This window comes from Anaerosacchariphilus polymeriproducens, assembly GCF_003363435.1.
Classification (GTDB): domain Bacteria; phylum Bacillota; class Clostridia; order Lachnospirales; family Lachnospiraceae; genus Anaerosacchariphilus; species Anaerosacchariphilus polymeriproducens.
The window spans coordinates 65,389-82,334 of record NZ_QRCT01000034.1 but is presented as its reverse complement, the minus strand read 5'-3'; the positions used below and the strand labels follow the sequence as shown (position 1 = coordinate 82,334).

Sequence of the window (16,946 nt, the reverse complement as noted above, 5' to 3'; positions counted from 1 at the left end):
TTCACTCTCCTGTATTTATTCTAGTTCAAATATTTGTCCCTTATCATATATCTCGATAATCCTATCTCGATAATCTTTTGTTTGATCTAACTTTTTTAAACGATATATCAAATCATAATCTTCCCATAAATGCATTGGAAATACTGCTTTTGTTTTTGTATTTCTCATGAAATAATCTATTCCATAATAATATTTTTTCCCCAGTCTTCCATCAACCGGAACAAAAGCAATATCAATCTTCTGATTTTTCAATTTATCAATTTCTGTTGTATAGTCAATCTTCATCTGAAGTTTGTCTTCCTCAGATTCTTCCTCCCAATGCCACCAGTTCAAATCTCCTCCATGATAGATGACTTTCCCCTTGTAATTAATTAAATAAGCGACACCTTCATCTGTCGATTTCAATGTTTTGATCTCTAAATCATCTACTTTAAATTCATCATCCTTTTTTGCTGTAATTATTTTATTTTTAATTGAAGTATCAATTCCTTTTCTTTCTAAATATCTTTCATTCACTTTAACATCACTAGAGAAAATATATACAATATCTGAATACTTTTCTTCTAAATCGAATAGCTTCAGACTAAAATGGTCTCCGTGTTTATGACTTGTAAAAGAATAAATTTTCTTATTCAAAAATTCAGGGAATCTTCCATCATAATAATCAAACAACAATACAACATTCTCAAATTCTACTGCAAAACTACTATGTTGAATAAATGTAATTTTAATCATGATTCCACAACTCCTTTTCATTTTGAATAATCAATTAGCTTACTTATTATAATTTTCTGTACCCGGAAGCTCATAGCAAAAAACAGCTACTCCCTTTGAAATATTCTCAAAAATAATCTTTGCCTTATCATGTGGTAAATTGATACAACCATGAGAACCTTGGGTCAAATAGATATTTTTTCCGAATTCACTTCTCCATGTTGCGTCATGCATTCCTACATTTTCATAAAATGGCATCCAAAAATCTACCGGTGTTTCATAATCCTCACCAACTAAAGTAGCATGTTCCTTTTTATACAAAATCGGAAACGTCCCTGTCGGCGACTGATTTTTCTTTGCAACATTTCCGGAAACCAAATCTGAATCAACCACTAATTTACCATCTTTATAAAAAAATAAATGCTGGGCAGTCAGATTAATTTCAACATAGGTGTCCCCTACATCATCATCCCCATAATGCGCTGCCTCCTGAAAATACACCGGCTTTTTCGTAGTCTTTTTTCCTTCTTTAATCACAGCTTTTAATTCTTCACGTTCTGCTTCACGATTCATCCACCAGCCATAATCGCCACCCTTCACTTGTATGGTCTGATTATAAGATGTTTTTAATGTTCTTGTTTTACCGAACGTATTATACGTTCTTCCAAGATAATCTACATATTCTTTCAATTTTTCTTCATTCAACACTACTTGTTTCTCATCATTAACACTAAGCCATTCACTGATTTTGGAACCATCTAGAACTTCAACGGCATCACCAAATTCATATTTGATTTCTGAGCTTACATAAGTGTTCATTGTATTGACTGCATTAATTAATGCCTCTGATTTCGATGTATATACAGGTTGAACATAACACTCTTCTTTCTCTAAATTGATCTTCGTATTCAAATCATTGATAGACTTTACAACTAATTCGTAGAGTTTATCTTTTTGGACAAGATTTCCAAATTCAGCCTCGATTATTTCGTACCCGGATTTCTTATATTCTGATATATATGCATCTACCGGCTTCACCACATTATTTTCATCAAAACATTTTAAATTATCATAATAACGTTTTAATAATTCTTCATTATATGAAAGCATAGTTTTAATGGTAAAATCTTTTTTTTGTATAAATCCAAAGGGCCATAGAAAAGGATTCTGCTTTTTCTTAATCTCGCCCAAGTCACTATCAAAAAGTGTTACCAGCTCTATATCCTTTCCTATAATCTGTTCTTTCGTACCGCCTTTTTCTTCGAAAGTCAAATTATATTTTCTCACTGCTTTTGTAATTTTATCTTCTGCTTTTTTAACTGTCATTCTGGTACAATTAACCCCATTAATCGTCGTTCCATGATAAAAATGTTTTATGTAATATATGGAAAGACCTATATAACTTATAAGAATGAGACCCAAAATAATAATTAGAATTTTAACTATATTGTACTTTTTATATTTATTCCGACTTCTCGTGCGCCGCATAAACTATTCCTCCAGTCATCTTATGTTAAATCATCTCTTCTATAATATCGAATACTATATTGTTTATCAAGTACAAAACAATTAACAATTCTTAAATTTTAATTACAAAAAAGTCAATATTTTCCACAAATATTGACTTTTTTTCGTTATATTATTCTGCTCTTTAACAATTCTACTTTTTCATATATCTCATCGAGATTTCTTCCTATATTGAATTTAAAATCTTCGTAAAGTATTTTTCCATTGACCATAGTCATTTTAACATTTATCTTACTACCACTGTATACAATATTCTTTGTAATATTATTGAGCGGCTGCATATTGGGCTGCTTTAAATCAATCATGATAATATCTGCCTTTTTACCCGCTTTAAGCACATCACAATCTTTTAATCCCATCGCCTTTGCACCACCAACTGTGGCCATATATAAAACTTGATTCGCATCAACCACAGAAGCATCCTTTTCTTTTATTTTTGCTAATCCAGTTGTCAAAAACATTTCACGGAACATATCCAGACAATTATTACTAGCCGGACCATCGGTACCGATTGCAACATTGATATGGTGATTTATAAGTTTCTGTATCGGAGCAATTCCACTTGCTAACTTTGTGTTTGATCCTGAATTTGTAACAACTGATAATTTTCTCTTTTTAAAAATTTCAATATCTTCATCATTTAAATATACACAATGAAATCCTCCTCCCCCATACTCATAAATTCCAAGTTCTTCAAAAAGCTTTGTAGGTGTCTTTTGGTAACGTTCCATACATCCTTCGACTTCTTCCTTGGTTTCTGAATTATGGGTAAAAACGGGAGCTCTGTATTTTTCTGCTAGTGATGCAACTTGCTCCAAACGTTTTCTGGAAGTTGTATATTCCGCATGAAAACCGAGAATATAACTGGATAATTCATGGCATTCATTTAATTTCAAATAATATTCTTCCATTTGCTCGATCGATTGGCTGAAATCATTTAAACTCCCACATTGAACTGTTCGAAATCCAACATCAACTGCCGCCTGTGTTATGGCATTGGGTTCCAGATACATATCAAAATTAGCAGTAATTCCGCTGGTTAAGTATTCCGTAATTGCAAGTATGGTAAATTCATAAATATCATTTTTACTTAATTTCGCTTCTGCCGGGAATATTTGTTTGGTAAGCCATTCTGCCAAAGGCAGATCGTCTGCATAGGATCTTAAAAATGTCATCCCTGAATGCGTATGGGCATTTTTGAATCCGGGCATCAGCAAGTTTCCTTTTACATCTATTTCTCTATGCCAGTCGGTCATTCCAATATTTTTCGTCTTCTCAAAATCAATTTTTCCAACATGTACAATCGTATTTCCCTTTATCCAGACTTCTCCTTCTATAATAGAAAGATAATCTTCCATCGTCAAAATTCTAGCATTATAAAACCGAATGTTCATCTTCTAACCCCCAATTATTAATTTATTGCAGAAAAGAATCATATAATTTCTTACATGATTCTTTTCAATCGCATTATAAATTTTTTGCTATATTGATAATTGATGCAGTAATTAGTTCCTTAAATAAAGGCGCAACTCTAATAGCTGTTTCCTGTACTTCAGCATGTGTTAACGGCTGGTCCGATAATCCACATCCCAAATTGGAAACACAAGAAATACCGCATATTTTCATTCCCATATGATTCGCTGCAATTGCTTCACAAGCCGTACTCATACCAACTGCATCTGCTCCCAGGATACGGCACATTTTAACCTCACTCGGACTTTCATAATTTGGTCCTGTTAATTGTATATAAACACCTTCTTTTAACGGAATTTCAAGTTCTTTCGCTGTCTGTTTAATAATTGTTCTAAGTTCTTTATTGTATATATCACTCATATCAGGAAAACGGACACCTAATTCATCCATATTCGGGCCTAGTAACGGAGATGGTACAAAGTTCGCTATATGATCGCTTATAAGCATAAAATCGCCTGCTTGAAAATCATAATTCACACTTCCAGATGCATTTGTCAAGAATAACACTTCTGCTCCCATTAATTTCATTAATCGAGTCGGTAGAACTACATCTGAAATATCATACCCTTCATAATAATGAACTCTTCCCTGCATAATAACAACCGGAATATCTTTTATATAGCCAAAAATATAGCGGCCTTTGTGTCCTGCGACCGTTGAAATCGGAAAACCTTCAATCTCATGATAATCTAATGTGGATTCTACCTTGATCTCATCGGCATAATCCCCTAACCCAGAACCTAATATTAAACCAACTTTTGGCTGGAAATTTATTTTCTCTTGAAAACTTTTATAGCATTTTTGTAATTTCTCATATACTGGTAACATAATTTTCCTCCTATTAATTTTTATTTTAAACTTATTCTACCCTAAAATTTCCATTTTGAAAATAGTCATTTTAAATTGTTCGTGATATAATGGTACTAAAATTTAAGGAGGTTTTCTTATGGCTGTATACACAGATAAAAAAGAATATAACACAATAGCGCACATGGGTATGATCGATGTTACAAAAGATTTCCAAGAAGCAGTTACAAAAGCTTGTAAAAAACATAGTATTTCATCCGGAATTATCACAGGATTTACTACCGGAGGTGTGGCAGGATTAACTACTTTAGAATTCGAACCAGGAATCGTTACCAAGGATTTAAAAGAAGCTATGGATATTTTTTCACCGTATACCGATGAAACAGGTAAAATAATTCACTATAAACATCATGACACTTGGCATGATGATAATGGCTCCAGTCATATAAAAGCCGCACTTCTATCTCCTTTTATTACCATTCCATTTGTAAATGGCGAGATTACCATAGGACCGTGGCAAAATCTTACATTAATTGAATGTGATACCAGAAACCGACATAGAGAGATTATTTTTCAGGTTATGGGGGAATAAATACAACAAAAGTGTCTTTGGTCTGTGATTGTGTCAATTCCTTATCCTCGACCAAAAAGCGGTCTTCGGTACCATTGACACAAAGCAATGTTAATTGCAAATAGGCTTGATTTCTAGTAAAATAATACATACTCATAACATAAATTGTATCGTTCATATCTCGTTTTATTATAAAAGTATAGTATTTATCATATGAAAACCCCACAAATTCCAATTTTGTGGGGTTTCTGTATTTTACTCATTGAGTAGGTGGACAAACTTAGGTGGATTTTTTTTATTATTTAATTGCCTATCAAGTGCTTAGCGAGTTGCAATCTTTTTTTATGGACTAGGATTTTGTATTCACAAGATACAGCCTGATTTTCGCCGACAGGGTCTACTGCAATTCCCCTCATTCCGATGTTTCGAATGGCTGTTCCCAATGTGTCAATCTTATAATCTATACCATTAGCCTCTAGTGTCTCACAAATTTTAACTTTTTCTTTCAATGAAGATGTTATTGCTAGTTCCGTATAATTAAAAAACATTTTAAGACAACACCTTTCCGTTTTCCTGCAATAGAAAATAAAGATAAATCTTTCATCCATCATAACTCAAATCGTTAAAACTATCAATATAAAATCCCCAAAAAAATAACTATTTAGGGCTCACTTATACACTACTCTAAAAAGAATGATGCCGTGTGGTCTGCTGACAGCTTTAAAAATCGCTCTCTTAAGTTACTATTTTATTTTTGTATATAACTACGTTATATACAATCTATTATCTGTTCGGTATCGAAGTTTAACTTAGAGATTCATGAACTAATAAGCGGTTAGTTCTGCGTTCGTGTCACAAGTGACTCAAACTTGAATTTTTGTCGTGTTAAAATTTAATTTAAACAGACTATTTTTATTATGTAGTTAACATTTTTAAAGATTTTTTATACTTATTTCTTCTTTCTTTGTCTTTTATCGTACAAGTAAGCAGTCTTGTTTCATCTAAATTATGTTTTAAATCTTCTATTTTCACTATTTTAGCTAGTTCATTGCTTTTTACTCTTTGGATATATTCAAAATAATCTTCCTTTTTATCTTTTGTTAACAAAACAATTGCATCTACTAAAAATAGAGGTATTCCTTCTTTTAGCAAATCATCCTGGGTAATTGTAGTGTCTTCTATAACATCATGAAGCAATGCAATTACTGTTGTCTCTTCATCATTCATCTGCTCTGCCAAATGGATTGGATGAAAAATATAAGGTACACCTGCTTTGTCCTTTTGATCCTTATGCGCTGAATATGCAATTTTCATAGCTTTCATAGTAAGTTCTGTATATATCATAGTTATTTCCTCTAAGTATTTTCGGGGATAATAGTCTTATATTATAATGCAGACCATTCCACCATTACTGTCATTCACAATTTTCTGCATAGTTTCTTGAAGTTTGATCTGACTTTCTTCTCCAATTAAAGAAATTTTATTACGTATACCGTCTCCAACTAAATCTTCAATTGATTTTCCGAAAATACTAGTACTCCAAATTCCATCTTCGCTTTCTTTATTCTGTTCAATATAATTAATCAAATCTTTTGCCTGTGATTCATCTCCGACGATAGGTGCAATTTCAGTAGTAATATTAGCTTTAATCAAATGTATCGAGGGACTTTCTGCTTTCATTTTTACACCGTATTTATTTCCATGCTTCATAATAACCGGTTCTTCTAAAATGATTTCTTCTAACTCTGGAGTGATAACACCATACCCTTTTTGACGGACACATCTCATTGCGTTTGAAACTTTTTGATATTCCTGTTTCATTGCACAAAGTTCCTTCATCATTGAGATCAACTGATATTCTCCTTTAATTTCAGTGCCAATTAATTCACTCATATTTTCATAATAATACTTATCATCAATATCAATGTCAATATTAACGGCTCCGGTTCCTAAATCAATTCTACTGCTCTTTATATTACTAACATAATCTCCTTCAAATTTCAATGGTTTATTTTGAAAATCATTAATTGTCAAAATCCCTTTTACAAACCCTTGAATATTACTAATTAAATTTTGCTTTATCTTATGTTCATTACTTAACATTTCCACCCATTTCGGAAAATAAAACGCAATTTTTTCTAATGGGAATTCTTTCAGTACTGTCTCCATAATCTGATTGATTTCTTCCATTTTTAATTGTTCACAATTGATAGGAAGTGCTGAAACCTGATATTTATTTTCAATTTCTTTAGCTATATTTATTGTTTCTTCACTATAAGGTTTTGTTGAATTTACAAGAACTACAAACGGTTTTCCTATCTTTTTCAACTCTAAGATTGTCTTTTCTTCCGGCTCTAAGAATCCTTTTCTCTCAATTTCTCCAAAGGAACCATCACTTGTTATTACTATCCCAATTGTCGAATGATCTCTAATTACTTTCTCCGTACCTATTTCGGCAGCCCTGGTAAATGGTATCTCTTGATCATACCAAGGCGTCTTTACCATTCTTTCTGCCCCTTCCTCCATGTGACCTGAAGCCCCTTCTACCATAAAACCGACACAGTCAATAACTCGAACAGACAGTTCTACATCGTCTCCCAATTTTAATGAAATAGCTTCTTTTGGTATAAATTTAGGTTCTACTGTTGTAATCAATTTTCCATTACCACTTAATGGCATTTCATCTTTTGCCTGCATTTTTTCTTGTTCTTCCAAATTAGGTAATATCATTTGTTCCACAAAGCGTCGAATAAATGTTGACTTTCCTGTTCTTACAGGGCCTACTACTCCCATATAGATTTCACCATTGGTTCGATTTTTTATGTCCTTATAAAGGTTATATGTAATATCTTTGTCCATAGGAATTACCTCCTTGTTATACTGTTATATGTATATGCAGAGATATCATTGGATATAATCAAATTTTTATAACAAGTTTTTTCATTTTCCTTTGATATACGCTCACAGTAAATAATGAAAAAATAATTATGATTCCTAATAAGACTAAAACTTGTACTCTGATGCTTCCTCCTATAGCTGTCGTATTTCTAAATGCATCTACTGCGTAAGTAAATGGCATAAATTTGCTTATTACATGATAGAATTCCCCACTCAATTCAATTGGATAAGTTCCTGCACATGCACTTAACTGTAATAGCATCATAATAAGCAATAGATAACTTCCCACTTTTCCAAAAGAAATGTCAAAAAATAAAACAATGCTCATAAAGGCCAGCGAAGTCATACAAGCCACAACAACCGTCTTCCCTAATTCTATAGGTGCAAATCCATGTACTCCCTTGATTGCAAATACCATTGCAGCTGCCTGAATAATTGCGACCAAACCTAATATTGAGAATTTTGATAACCACCATGAAAATCCAGATTTTAAGTTACCACTATATTGTGCAATCGGATAAAACATACATATAGCCAGGCAAGCAATCCACAAAGCTACCGTCATCATATAAGCCGACATCGCTGTTCCATTATTATCAACCCTTGAAGCCTCCATTTTCTGTGTTTCTACCGGAGCAGCGAACATTTCCACTGTGTCATCAGATGTATTGACTTTTTTTATTTCATCTGCGCCTTTCACCAAACTACTATTTAATTGATTGGAACCATCAGACAACTTTGTTATGCCATCGCCCAGACTTTTAGACCCAAGCGCTAAAGCTGATGTACCTTTATTAATAGTTTCAGAAGCATTGGATAACTGGCAGATTCCGGAAAGTAATGTTTCATTCTTAGATACAAGTTCACTTGTACCTTGATATAATGATGATGCACCCGTATTTAGTTTTGATACGCCATGATTCAGTGATGGAATCTTCTCTTTTAATTGTGCAATACCAGTATTCAATTGAGTAGCACCATTCTTCAATTTTACAGAATTATTACTTAATTTTTCTACTCCATTATTTACTTTTTCTACTCCTTGCGTATATGCATGTATTCCTCCAGCTAATCCATCTGTCTCACTCTCAACAGTTCCATTTATTCCTTCCTCAATATTTGATATTCCGCTATCTATTGCTTTCATTCCTTGAATTAATCCCATATCTTTAGCAGTCGTTCCAGTCTGATCGAGAACGGTTTTCACACCCACAAGACCGGTAGATAACTGTTTTACTGATTCTGAGGCTCCAGGAATAAGTATATTCGAATTTACCGCAATTTGATTCACTCCTGATTTAATGATAGCTGCTGTATCAGGATTACTTAAGTCCACACTCTGCAATGTAGTATTTAAATCTTGTATACTTTGATTTAAAGTTTTCATGCCTTGTTCTAATTGACTGATTTTTTGTATCTGCTCCTCAGTCATAACACTTCCTATGCTGTCTGACATCGTTTGCATTCCGTTAAGTACATTGCTGCTTCCTGACTTTAACTGGGTCACTCCTGTAGATAAAGTATTGATTCCACTATTTAATGAAGTGTTATTCTTTACCAATTCTGCTGTACCGGCATAAACAGTATCAACACCTGATGTATAATCTTTTACACCTGTAACAAGACTTGACGAACCATTCGAAAGTTTTTCAACACCTGTTGATAAAGTGTTTGCACCTAAGGCAAGAGAACTTATTCCGTCTGATAATTCTTTACTGCCAGTCTTTACCGCACTGACTCCATTGGTATATTGCAACATTCCGGACTCTAATTTCTTAGTACCTTCTTTAAAAGACAAAGTTCCAAACGTCATTTTATTTAAATTATTTGTTATTTTATGATTACCATCTGAGAGTTCTGACATTCCGTTGTTTATCTTTCCAGCACCATCCGCTGCCTTTTCCATTCCATTACCAAGTTCACTTATTTTTTCATATACAGTTTTTGTGTAAACTTCCGTGACTTTTTCAGATATACTTTTTTCAATTTTATTTAGTGCAGTTTCACTCATTTTTGATGCAATATAATTTCTTCCTGGATTCGTCTCGTATTCTAACTCCATCTTCGAAGGTTTTTCTTTCGTTACCGTTGTTGCATTAGCGGAGAAGTTATCAGGAATCGTGATGACCATATAGTATGTTCCATTTGTAAGACCTTCATTGGCAGTTTTCTCATCCACAAAGTTGAAATCCATAAAATAATTCTCTTTTAGATTATTAATTAAGTCTTTTCCTACATTTAAGTTTGTTCCATTATAGGTAACCTTCTTATCTTTATTAACAATAGCTACAGGAAGATTTTCAACACTTCCATATGGATCCCACATAGAACCTAGAAATATAATTGTATATAATGACGGAATTGTAATAATTGCAATTATAACAATAATTAAAAACTTATTTTTGAATAAACTTTTCCATTCTTCAAATAACATCTCTTACCTTACCTCCAAATTCAAATATAATCGTTAGTATAATTCTTTCTATTAATAGATACCGTGTTGTTTTTCTAATCATTTCGTATTATAATGATATGAATTAAGATTTGCAATAAACAATTTAGAACAATCTATCTAGTATTAAACAATATAGTGAATATTTGATAGATAATAGAAAATTAAAACTCTATTGTCGATTAAAAGGAGGTTTTTGTATGCAAAAAAAAACAGATCGCAGAGTGAGAAAAACAAAAGCCCAGCTAAGAGCCGGACTTACAAAATTAATGCGAACGAAAAGTATTAAAGAAATTTCAGTAAAAGAACTCGTCGATGAAGTAGACATTAATCGTTCCACTTTTTATTTACATTACGCAGATATTTTTGATATGCTTGAAAAAATTGAAAATGAATTGATGGAAGAATTTATTTATATGATAAATCATTATCCAGCTAAAAACTTGAAAGAATTACATTTTCCATTAATGACCAATATCTTTTCTTTTATCTATAACAATGCAGATATTTGTTATGCTTTAATGGGGCCATATGGAGATATCACTTTTGTAAATAAAATGAAACAAATGATTTCTGATATGAATTTAAAAACACTTATATCTATGGTACCTGCTTCTGTGAATGATTTGGAACTGATATCTTCATTCTGCATTACCGGATGCATTGGTATCATAGAAAACTGGTTAAAAGGCGGGACGAAAGAACCCCCAGAATATATGTCTGAATTAACCGGAAAGATAATGACAAATGCAATCAAAACATTTATCCCAGAAGAAACGAAGTAAGTCAATTAGTAATTCCATAATTTTAGATATCAGTTTTTACTATATGATATTGGGTATTAATCACCAGCCACATCTGCGCAAAGTATTTCATGATATTCCAAACACCAATACCATCGATTCCATAACTTTGTAAAATTTTTAATGATGAATTTATACTTCTTGCATCATTGAACCATACGATATGCTGATTATTATTATTATCTATATATTCAAAATAGGCAGCCAAATAAGTTTCATCATATTTGATGACGGAATTTGTTTCTATTGCTAAAGCTAAAACAGAATCAAAATATAGAACATTCGCTTCTGATTTGCCTTCGACATAGGGTAATTGCCAATCATAACCTAATGTTGGTAATCCGATTCTAATCTTATCGAGCGGAACCTGCGATACAATATAATCTAATAATGAACTTGTTGTTATAATTGAAATTGGGACGGGTGGTTTATTTATAAGAGCCCAATCATATTGTAAAAATAAGATACCGTCTGATACTTTGCTGAAATCTGCATAATTTATTTTTTTAAAAATAATTTCATCCACATTATATTCTAAACCTGGATTTATTGTTAAAAACACCTTATAACCAACAGTATGTAAATAGTTTGACAGGTTTGTTAAAAAATTTAGGTATAAATGCTGGTTTGATTCCGTAATGAATTGAATCGACATATTAACTCCATTATACCCTTTTGATTTTATTATATTCAGTAGGTTTTCAATAATTTTATCCTGATTTCTTTGATTTAAGAGAACATCATATTCAATTTCTAAATTAATTTCTCCAATTTGCGAAAATGTTGTTAAAACCAAAGTAGTGGCTGTTTCATACACTTTTGCTGTATTAATAACCTCAACATCTTTATCACTTCCTACAATCTCACCATTGCCTGTTATTCGATAGTTGAAAATAAGAATGTATGTCATATAAGGTAATGTCTTTTTAAGAGTTATATTATTTATAAAAGGGTAAGTATAACCAGCTACCCATACATTTCCTAAATTATTGTTATAATGAATAACTAATATCTCCCCAGGATATAGATACTGTCGATTGGAAATAGTAGGGTTGTTTTGCAATAACTGTAATAATGTTACTGAAAAAGCTTCTGCAATACCAATTAAGGTATCTCCTTCTTTAACTATATATACCTGTACTGGATATGTAATGACCAAAGTTTGACCAACCACAAGATAATATGGTTCTTTTATTTCATTTTCGATTATTAGTTTTTCAACAGTTATACCAAACTTTGCTGCTATCGAAAATACAGTATCTCCCTGTTTTACCACATATATTTCCATAATAATCCTCTAATGTTTCATTATCCTATTATATGTATTATCCTTATTATATAATATATTTTTTTCAAACATTAAATGTTTTTTTGCAATAATCCATATTGTTTACAGTATATATATAGAATTCCATGACCGCTTATTTTAAATCTTGCTTCTGCATTCTGTTCCGGATATAATTTTTTCATCATCATTTTATCTGATGTTAAATATGCAATGAATGAAATATAGTTCTGTTTCTTCATTTCATGATCGATCGAAACATAAATCTCATCTTCAATATATTCAAGTTTAAGCTTAAAAACTGATTCAATCGTATTTTCTATTGGTAGTTCTAATAGTTTCTTTCCACAACAATTAATGATTAAAGGATTCGTACTTGTAACGACATTCCCACATTGAGGGCAAACATAAAATTTAGTTTTTTTAATATTTCCACTGTCATTACCATTCAAAATAATATCCCCGGATAAAATTTCCGTTACATTCACACTGAAAACATCAGCCAAATTTTTTATGCTGTCAATATCAGGACATCCTAAACCTCTCTCCCATTTCGATATCGTCTTATCACTGACATGTAGCAGATCTGCTAATTCTTTTTGTGTCAGATTTTTTTCTTTTCTACACTGAATTATTAAATTTCCTATTTTCATATTATCCATGTTTTTATCACCTCATGAATATTTTATAATTTATAATGTAAATTTACAATCTACATACCGTAGAATAACAAATATCGGTTCTATGAATATTTATTATAGAACCTACAAAATAAGATGAGGTTAACATATATAATCCTATGCTAATCTCATCTCATTCAATTTCTAAGTTTTATGATATATTAGAACTATTTAAATATTCTTCTTGTTCTTCTGTAAGACTATCAATAGATTTACCCAGATAAGCTAATTTTCTGGCTGCTACATCCATATCTACTTCTTTTGGCACAGATATCAATTTTTCTTTTAAAGAATCCGCATGTTCTACCAAATACTTTGCACTTAAAGCTTGAATTGCAAAACTCATATCCATGATTTCTGCCGGATGTCCATCTCCAGCTGCTAAGTTCACTAATCTGCCTTCTGCAAGAACATAAATCCAACGGTTCTCATCTAATTGATAACCCATAATATTTTTTCTGGCCTCTTCTTTTTTCATAGCGATTTCATCTAAACGTTTCATATCAATTTCAATATCAAAATGTCCTGCATTACAAAGAATTGCACCATCTTTCATTACTGCAAAATCTTCTTCATCTATAACGTGGTTACATCCTGTTACCGTTACAAAGAAATCTCCTACTTTTGCAGCTTCTTTCATTTCCATTACTTCAAATCCATCCATCACCGCTTCAATTGCTTTTACAGGATCAATCTCTGTAACAATCACCTGCGCACCCAGGCCTTTCGCTCTCATAGCCACGCCTTTACCACACCAGCCATATCCTGCGACAACTACCTGTTTTCCGGCAACAATTAAATTTGTAGTACGGTTAATTCCATCCCAGACAGATTGTCCTGTTCCATATCTATTATCAAATAAATGCTTACAATCTGCATCATTTACTAATACCATTGGAAATTTCAATTCACCCTGTTTTTCCATTGCCATCAGACGGATAATACCTGTTGTGGTCTCTTCACATCCACCGATTACATGACTGATTTTATCTTGAAATTTAGTATGTAACATATTTACTAAATCCCCGCCGTCATCAATAATAATATTACAATCATTTTCTAATACTTTCTCAATATGTCCTTCATATTCTTCAGCCGTACAATCATGCCATGCAAAAACATTTAAACCTGCTTTTACTAACGCTGCTGCAACATCATCCTGTGTGGAAAGTGGATTGCTGCCTGTAATGAACATCTCAGCACCACCAGCCGCTAATACTTTACAAAGGTAAGCTGTTTTAGCCTCTAAATGAATGGACAATGCCACTCTTTTTCCCTGAAAAGGTTTGGTCTTGGCAAATTCAATTTCCAAATTTCTAAGTAATGGACAATTTCTCTTCACCCATTCAATTTTTTGTTCTCCTGATGGAGCTAAGTTAATGTCTCTAATTGCATTGCTCATTTTAATACCTCCTGTCTAATCCTAAACGCTTTGAAATTTGTTCAATATGAACATAAACCTCTTTTTCATCAATAAATGTAAATTTCTTGTCTTCCATGACTATATTACCATCTACCAATACAGTTTCTACCTCAGAACCCGTTCCGGAATAACATAATCCGGCAATTAAATTGTTCCGTGGAGAAAATTGCGGGTTATTTAGATTAAGAATAATTAAATCAGCTTTCATACCTTCTTTGATTTGTCCTATTGAATCTTCCATTTGTAAGGCCCTTGCTCCATTCATTGTAGCAAATTTTAATGCGTCTTGTGCGCTGACAGCCTGTGCATTCTCCTCCACTCCTTTATGGATCAAAGCTAAAAGACTCATTTCATGAAATAAATTTAAAGAATTATTACTTGCCGCCCCATCTGTACCTAAGCAGATATTAATACCTTGTTCCATTAACTTTGTAATTGGCGCAAATCCATTCCCCAATTTCATATTACTTGCTGGATTTGTAATTACATTTACTTTTTTCTCTCGTAATATCTCAATATCTTTTTCTGTTAACTGTACACAATGTGCTGCTAATGTATTCTTGTCAAATAAATTTATTTGATTCACATATTCTATCGGTGTACAATTATTTTGCTTTTTCATATTTTCGATTTCATTTTTACTTTCTGATAAGTGAATGTGAATACCCTTATTATCTTTTTTCGCTTCTTCTAATACAATTTTTAAATAATCCTGATCACAGGTATATGGGGCATGAGGTCCATATAAAAATGATAATCTTGAAGAATCTTTATAATTATTCATTTCCTCCTTCGCTTGCGATAATCTCAAGCGGCCACCTTCATCATCACCAAAGCCTACAAGTCCTCTTGATAAAACACCACGAATACCTGAATCTTCAACTGCTTTTGCTATTTCATTCGGAAACATATGCATATCTAAAAAACAAGTGGTTCCGGTACGAAGCATTTCCATAATTGAGAGCAAAGCGCCCCAATAAGCATCTTCAGGTATTAATTTATCTTCCAAAGGTAAAATGTTCTTGAACAGCCAGTCGTCAAAAGCAAGATCATCGGCACAATTGCGAAATACTGACATATAAGAATGGGTATGACAGTTGATAAGACCCGGTAAAAGAAGTTTATTCGTTCCATCAATTATTTTTTCTTGAATAAAATTTTTTGGCTCATTGCTGATTCCAACTATTTTATCTTTTTCAATATATATATCTTTCGTCTCTATTACAAATTTCTCTTCTTGTAATAAAACTGCTTTAATATTTTTTATTAAAATACCCATTTTACACCTCCGATCACCTTATTCTTCCCAAGGTAAATTATTATGCTCCATCTTCATATCTCTCAGCATCAGCTCTTTTACCGCTGCCTCTGCTGATTTATTTTCAAAAAGTACCAAATTCACCTGTTCAATAATCGGTAAATCTACATTATATTTTTTTGCTAATGCAATTGCAGCTTTTGCAGAATATACCCCTTCTACAATCATTTTAACTTCTTTCATGGCTTCATCCATAGATTTTCCCTGTCCTATAAGATAACCAGCCTTACGGTTCCGACTATGAATACTGGCACAGGTTACGATTAAATCACCAATTCCGGTCAGACCATTCAATGTCTCTTTCTTTCCTCCCATTGCAATACCCAATCTTGAGATTTCTGCAATTCCTCTGGTGATCAAAGCCGCTTTTGTATTATCTCCATATCCCAATCCATCCGCTATTCCAGCTGCTAAAGCTATTACATTTTTCAACGCTCCGCCCAATTCAATTCCTAATACATCCGGACTTGTATAAACGCGGAATACATCACTTGTAAAAACCTGTTGCAGCATCTGAGCTGTTTCCTTTTTCTTCGTTCCGACCACGCAAGTAGTAGGCAGTTCTTTTCCTACTTCTTCTGCATGGCTCGGTCCGGATAAAACGGCAACTTCTGCTTGCGGAATCTCTTCTTCGATAATTTCACTCAGAGTTTTTAAAGAACTTTCTTCGATTCCCTTTGCCACATTGACAATCACTTGTCCTTCTGCAACAAATGGTTTCATTATCTGCGCGGTTGACCTAGTAAAAGGCGATGGGACAGCTAATACCATAATTTCTTTTCCTAATATAGATTCTTCTAAATTGTTTGTAATATAAATTTCTTCAGGAATTTTTGTACCTGGAAGTTTATCTTTATGTTCTCTTTCCGTTTTTAACATTTCTACTTCTTCGTTTACAATCGACCAAATTGTAACATTATGCCCATTCTTATGAAGCAGGACGGCTAAAGCTGTACCCCAGCTTCCTGCACCTAATATACTAATATTAGCCATTT

16 protein-coding genes are annotated in these 16,946 nt (G+C 32.6%); 2 read left to right on the top strand and 14 right to left on the bottom strand.

Annotated elements, in window-relative coordinates:
• Positions 1 to 15: 15 nt before the first annotated feature.
• The 4 genes from DWV06_RS11290 to DWV06_RS11275 form a co-directional block, all read right to left on the bottom strand.
• Positions 16 to 735, bottom strand: a complete 720-nt coding sequence (locus tag DWV06_RS11290; protein ID WP_115482294.1) for an MBL fold metallo-hydrolase — start codon at positions 733 to 735, stop codon at positions 16 to 18.
• Positions 736 to 774: 39 nt separating this feature from the next.
• Positions 775 to 2,202 carry a L,D-transpeptidase family protein gene (locus DWV06_RS11285; protein WP_115482293.1) on the bottom strand — a complete coding sequence of 476 codons (1,428 nt, stop codon included), beginning with the start codon at positions 2,200 to 2,202 and terminating at the stop codon, positions 775 to 777.
• A gap of 146 nt (positions 2,203 to 2,348) precedes the next feature.
• Positions 2,349 to 3,635 carry an amidohydrolase gene (locus DWV06_RS11280; protein WP_115482292.1) on the bottom strand — a complete coding sequence of 429 codons (1,287 nt, stop codon included), beginning with the start codon at positions 3,633 to 3,635 and terminating at the stop codon, positions 2,349 to 2,351.
• 73 nt (positions 3,636 to 3,708) lie between these two features.
• On the bottom strand, positions 3,709 to 4,542 hold the full coding sequence (locus DWV06_RS11275; protein ID WP_193726018.1) for a purine-nucleoside phosphorylase: 834 nt from the start codon (positions 4,540 to 4,542) through the stop codon (positions 3,709 to 3,711).
• A gap of 118 nt (positions 4,543 to 4,660) precedes the next feature.
• Here DWV06_RS11275 and DWV06_RS11270 point away from each other — a divergent pair, with 118 nt between their 5' ends.
• A complete protein-coding gene (locus DWV06_RS11270) occupies positions 4,661 to 5,113 on the top strand; it encodes a YjbQ family protein (protein ID WP_115482290.1) in 453 nt (150 codons plus the stop codon).
• On the opposite strand, the gene DWV06_RS18385 is transcribed toward DWV06_RS11270, so the two are convergent.
• The 5 genes from DWV06_RS18385 to DWV06_RS11250 all read right to left on the bottom strand — a co-directional run bounded on the left by DWV06_RS18385 (position 5,100) and on the right by DWV06_RS11250 (position 10,424).
• On the bottom strand, positions 5,100 to 5,270 hold the full coding sequence (locus DWV06_RS18385; RefSeq protein ID WP_155522630.1) for a hypothetical protein: 171 nt from the start codon (positions 5,268 to 5,270) through the stop codon (positions 5,100 to 5,102). The genes DWV06_RS11270 and DWV06_RS18385 overlap by 14 nt on opposite strands.
• A gap of 124 nt (positions 5,271 to 5,394) precedes the next feature.
• Positions 5,395 to 5,703 (bottom strand): hypothetical protein, encoded by a 309-nt coding sequence (locus DWV06_RS11265; protein WP_235828948.1) that lies wholly within the window; start codon positions 5,701 to 5,703, stop codon positions 5,395 to 5,397.
• Positions 5,704 to 6,007: 304 nt separating this feature from the next.
• Complete coding sequence (locus DWV06_RS11260; RefSeq protein ID WP_115482288.1) at positions 6,008 to 6,436, bottom strand: HD domain-containing protein; 429 nt, start codon at positions 6,434 to 6,436, stop codon at positions 6,008 to 6,010.
• Between the two features lie 36 nt (positions 6,437 to 6,472).
• Entirely contained in the window at positions 6,473 to 7,951 is a 1,479-nt protein-coding gene (spoIVA, locus tag DWV06_RS11255) for a stage IV sporulation protein A (protein ID WP_115482287.1), read from the bottom strand.
• 58 nt (positions 7,952 to 8,009) lie between these two features.
• Entirely contained in the window at positions 8,010 to 10,424 is a 2,415-nt protein-coding gene (locus DWV06_RS11250; protein WP_115482286.1) for a YhgE/Pip domain-containing protein, read from the bottom strand.
• Positions 10,425 to 10,642: 218 nt separating this feature from the next.
• Between DWV06_RS11250 and DWV06_RS11245 the strand changes: the two genes are divergently transcribed.
• Positions 10,643 to 11,227, top strand: coding sequence for a TetR/AcrR family transcriptional regulator (locus DWV06_RS11245; protein ID WP_115482285.1), 585 nt, complete (start codon positions 10,643 to 10,645; stop codon positions 11,225 to 11,227).
• Between the two features lie 22 nt (positions 11,228 to 11,249).
• Here DWV06_RS11245 and DWV06_RS11240 read toward each other — a convergent pair whose 3' ends face one another.
• The 5 genes from DWV06_RS11240 to DWV06_RS11220 form a co-directional block, all read right to left on the bottom strand.
• Positions 11,250 to 12,533, bottom strand: coding sequence for a LysM peptidoglycan-binding domain-containing protein (locus tag DWV06_RS11240; protein ID WP_115482284.1), 1,284 nt, complete (start codon positions 12,531 to 12,533; stop codon positions 11,250 to 11,252).
• A 71-nt stretch (positions 12,534 to 12,604) separates the two neighbouring features.
• Positions 12,605 to 13,192: a helix-turn-helix domain-containing protein gene (locus DWV06_RS11235; RefSeq protein WP_115482283.1), complete on the bottom strand. Its 588-nt coding sequence runs from the start codon at positions 13,190 to 13,192 to the stop codon at positions 12,605 to 12,607.
• A gap of 169 nt (positions 13,193 to 13,361) precedes the next feature.
• Positions 13,362 to 14,612, bottom strand: a complete 1,251-nt coding sequence (locus DWV06_RS11230) for an adenosylhomocysteinase (protein ID WP_115482282.1) — start codon at positions 14,610 to 14,612, stop codon at positions 13,362 to 13,364.
• A gap of 1 nt (position 14,613) precedes the next feature.
• Positions 14,614 to 15,912: an amidohydrolase gene (locus DWV06_RS11225; RefSeq protein ID WP_115482281.1), complete on the bottom strand. Its 1,299-nt coding sequence runs from the start codon at positions 15,910 to 15,912 to the stop codon at positions 14,614 to 14,616.
• An 18-nt stretch (positions 15,913 to 15,930) separates the two neighbouring features.
• Positions 15,931 to 16,944 carry an NAD(P)H-dependent glycerol-3-phosphate dehydrogenase gene (locus tag DWV06_RS11220; RefSeq protein WP_115482280.1) on the bottom strand — a complete coding sequence of 338 codons (1,014 nt, stop codon included), beginning with the start codon at positions 16,942 to 16,944 and terminating at the stop codon, positions 15,931 to 15,933.
• Positions 16,945 to 16,946: the final 2 nt, after the last annotated feature.

Bases quoted from the DNA above. Each gene is read 5' to 3' on its own strand.
- DWV06_RS11245 (WP_115482285.1), top strand. From the start codon at position 10,643: ATGCAAAAAAAAACAGATCGCAGAGTGAGAAAAACAAAAGCCCAGCTA.
- DWV06_RS11270 (WP_115482290.1), top strand. From the start codon at position 4,661: ATGGCTGTATACACAGATAAAAAAGAATATAACACAATAGCGCACATG.
- DWV06_RS18385 (WP_155522630.1), bottom strand. From the start codon at position 5,270: ATGAACGATACAATTTATGTTATGAGTATGTATTATTTTACTAGAAAT.
- DWV06_RS11240 (WP_115482284.1), bottom strand. From the start codon at position 12,533: ATGGAAATATATGTGGTAAAACAGGGAGATACTGTATTTTCGATAGCA.
- DWV06_RS11250 (WP_115482286.1), bottom strand. From the start codon at position 10,424: ATGTTATTTGAAGAATGGAAAAGTTTATTCAAAAATAAGTTTTTAATT.
- DWV06_RS11285 (WP_115482293.1), bottom strand. From the start codon at position 2,202: ATGCGGCGCACGAGAAGTCGGAATAAATATAAAAAGTACAATATAGTT.
- spoIVA (WP_115482287.1), bottom strand. From the start codon at position 7,951: ATGGACAAAGATATTACATATAACCTTTATAAGGACATAAAAAATCGA.
- DWV06_RS11280 (WP_115482292.1), bottom strand. From the start codon at position 3,635: ATGAACATTCGGTTTTATAATGCTAGAATTTTGACGATGGAAGATTAT.
- DWV06_RS11220 (WP_115482280.1), bottom strand. From the start codon at position 16,944: ATGGCTAATATTAGTATATTAGGTGCAGGAAGCTGGGGTACAGCTTTA.
- DWV06_RS11290 (WP_115482294.1), bottom strand. From the start codon at position 735: ATGATTAAAATTACATTTATTCAACATAGTAGTTTTGCAGTAGAATTT.
- DWV06_RS11260 (WP_115482288.1), bottom strand. From the start codon at position 6,436: ATGATATATACAGAACTTACTATGAAAGCTATGAAAATTGCATATTCA.
- DWV06_RS11235 (WP_115482283.1), bottom strand. From the start codon at position 13,192: ATGGATAATATGAAAATAGGAAATTTAATAATTCAGTGTAGAAAAGAA.
- DWV06_RS11230 (WP_115482282.1), bottom strand. From the start codon at position 14,612: ATGAGCAATGCAATTAGAGACATTAACTTAGCTCCATCAGGAGAACAA.
- DWV06_RS11265 (WP_235828948.1), bottom strand. From the start codon at position 5,703: ATGATGGATGAAAGATTTATCTTTATTTTCTATTGCAGGAAAACGGAA.
- DWV06_RS11225 (WP_115482281.1), bottom strand. From the start codon at position 15,912: ATGGGTATTTTAATAAAAAATATTAAAGCAGTTTTATTACAAGAAGAG.
- DWV06_RS11275 (WP_193726018.1), bottom strand. From the start codon at position 4,542: ATGTTACCAGTATATGAGAAATTACAAAAATGCTATAAAAGTTTTCAA.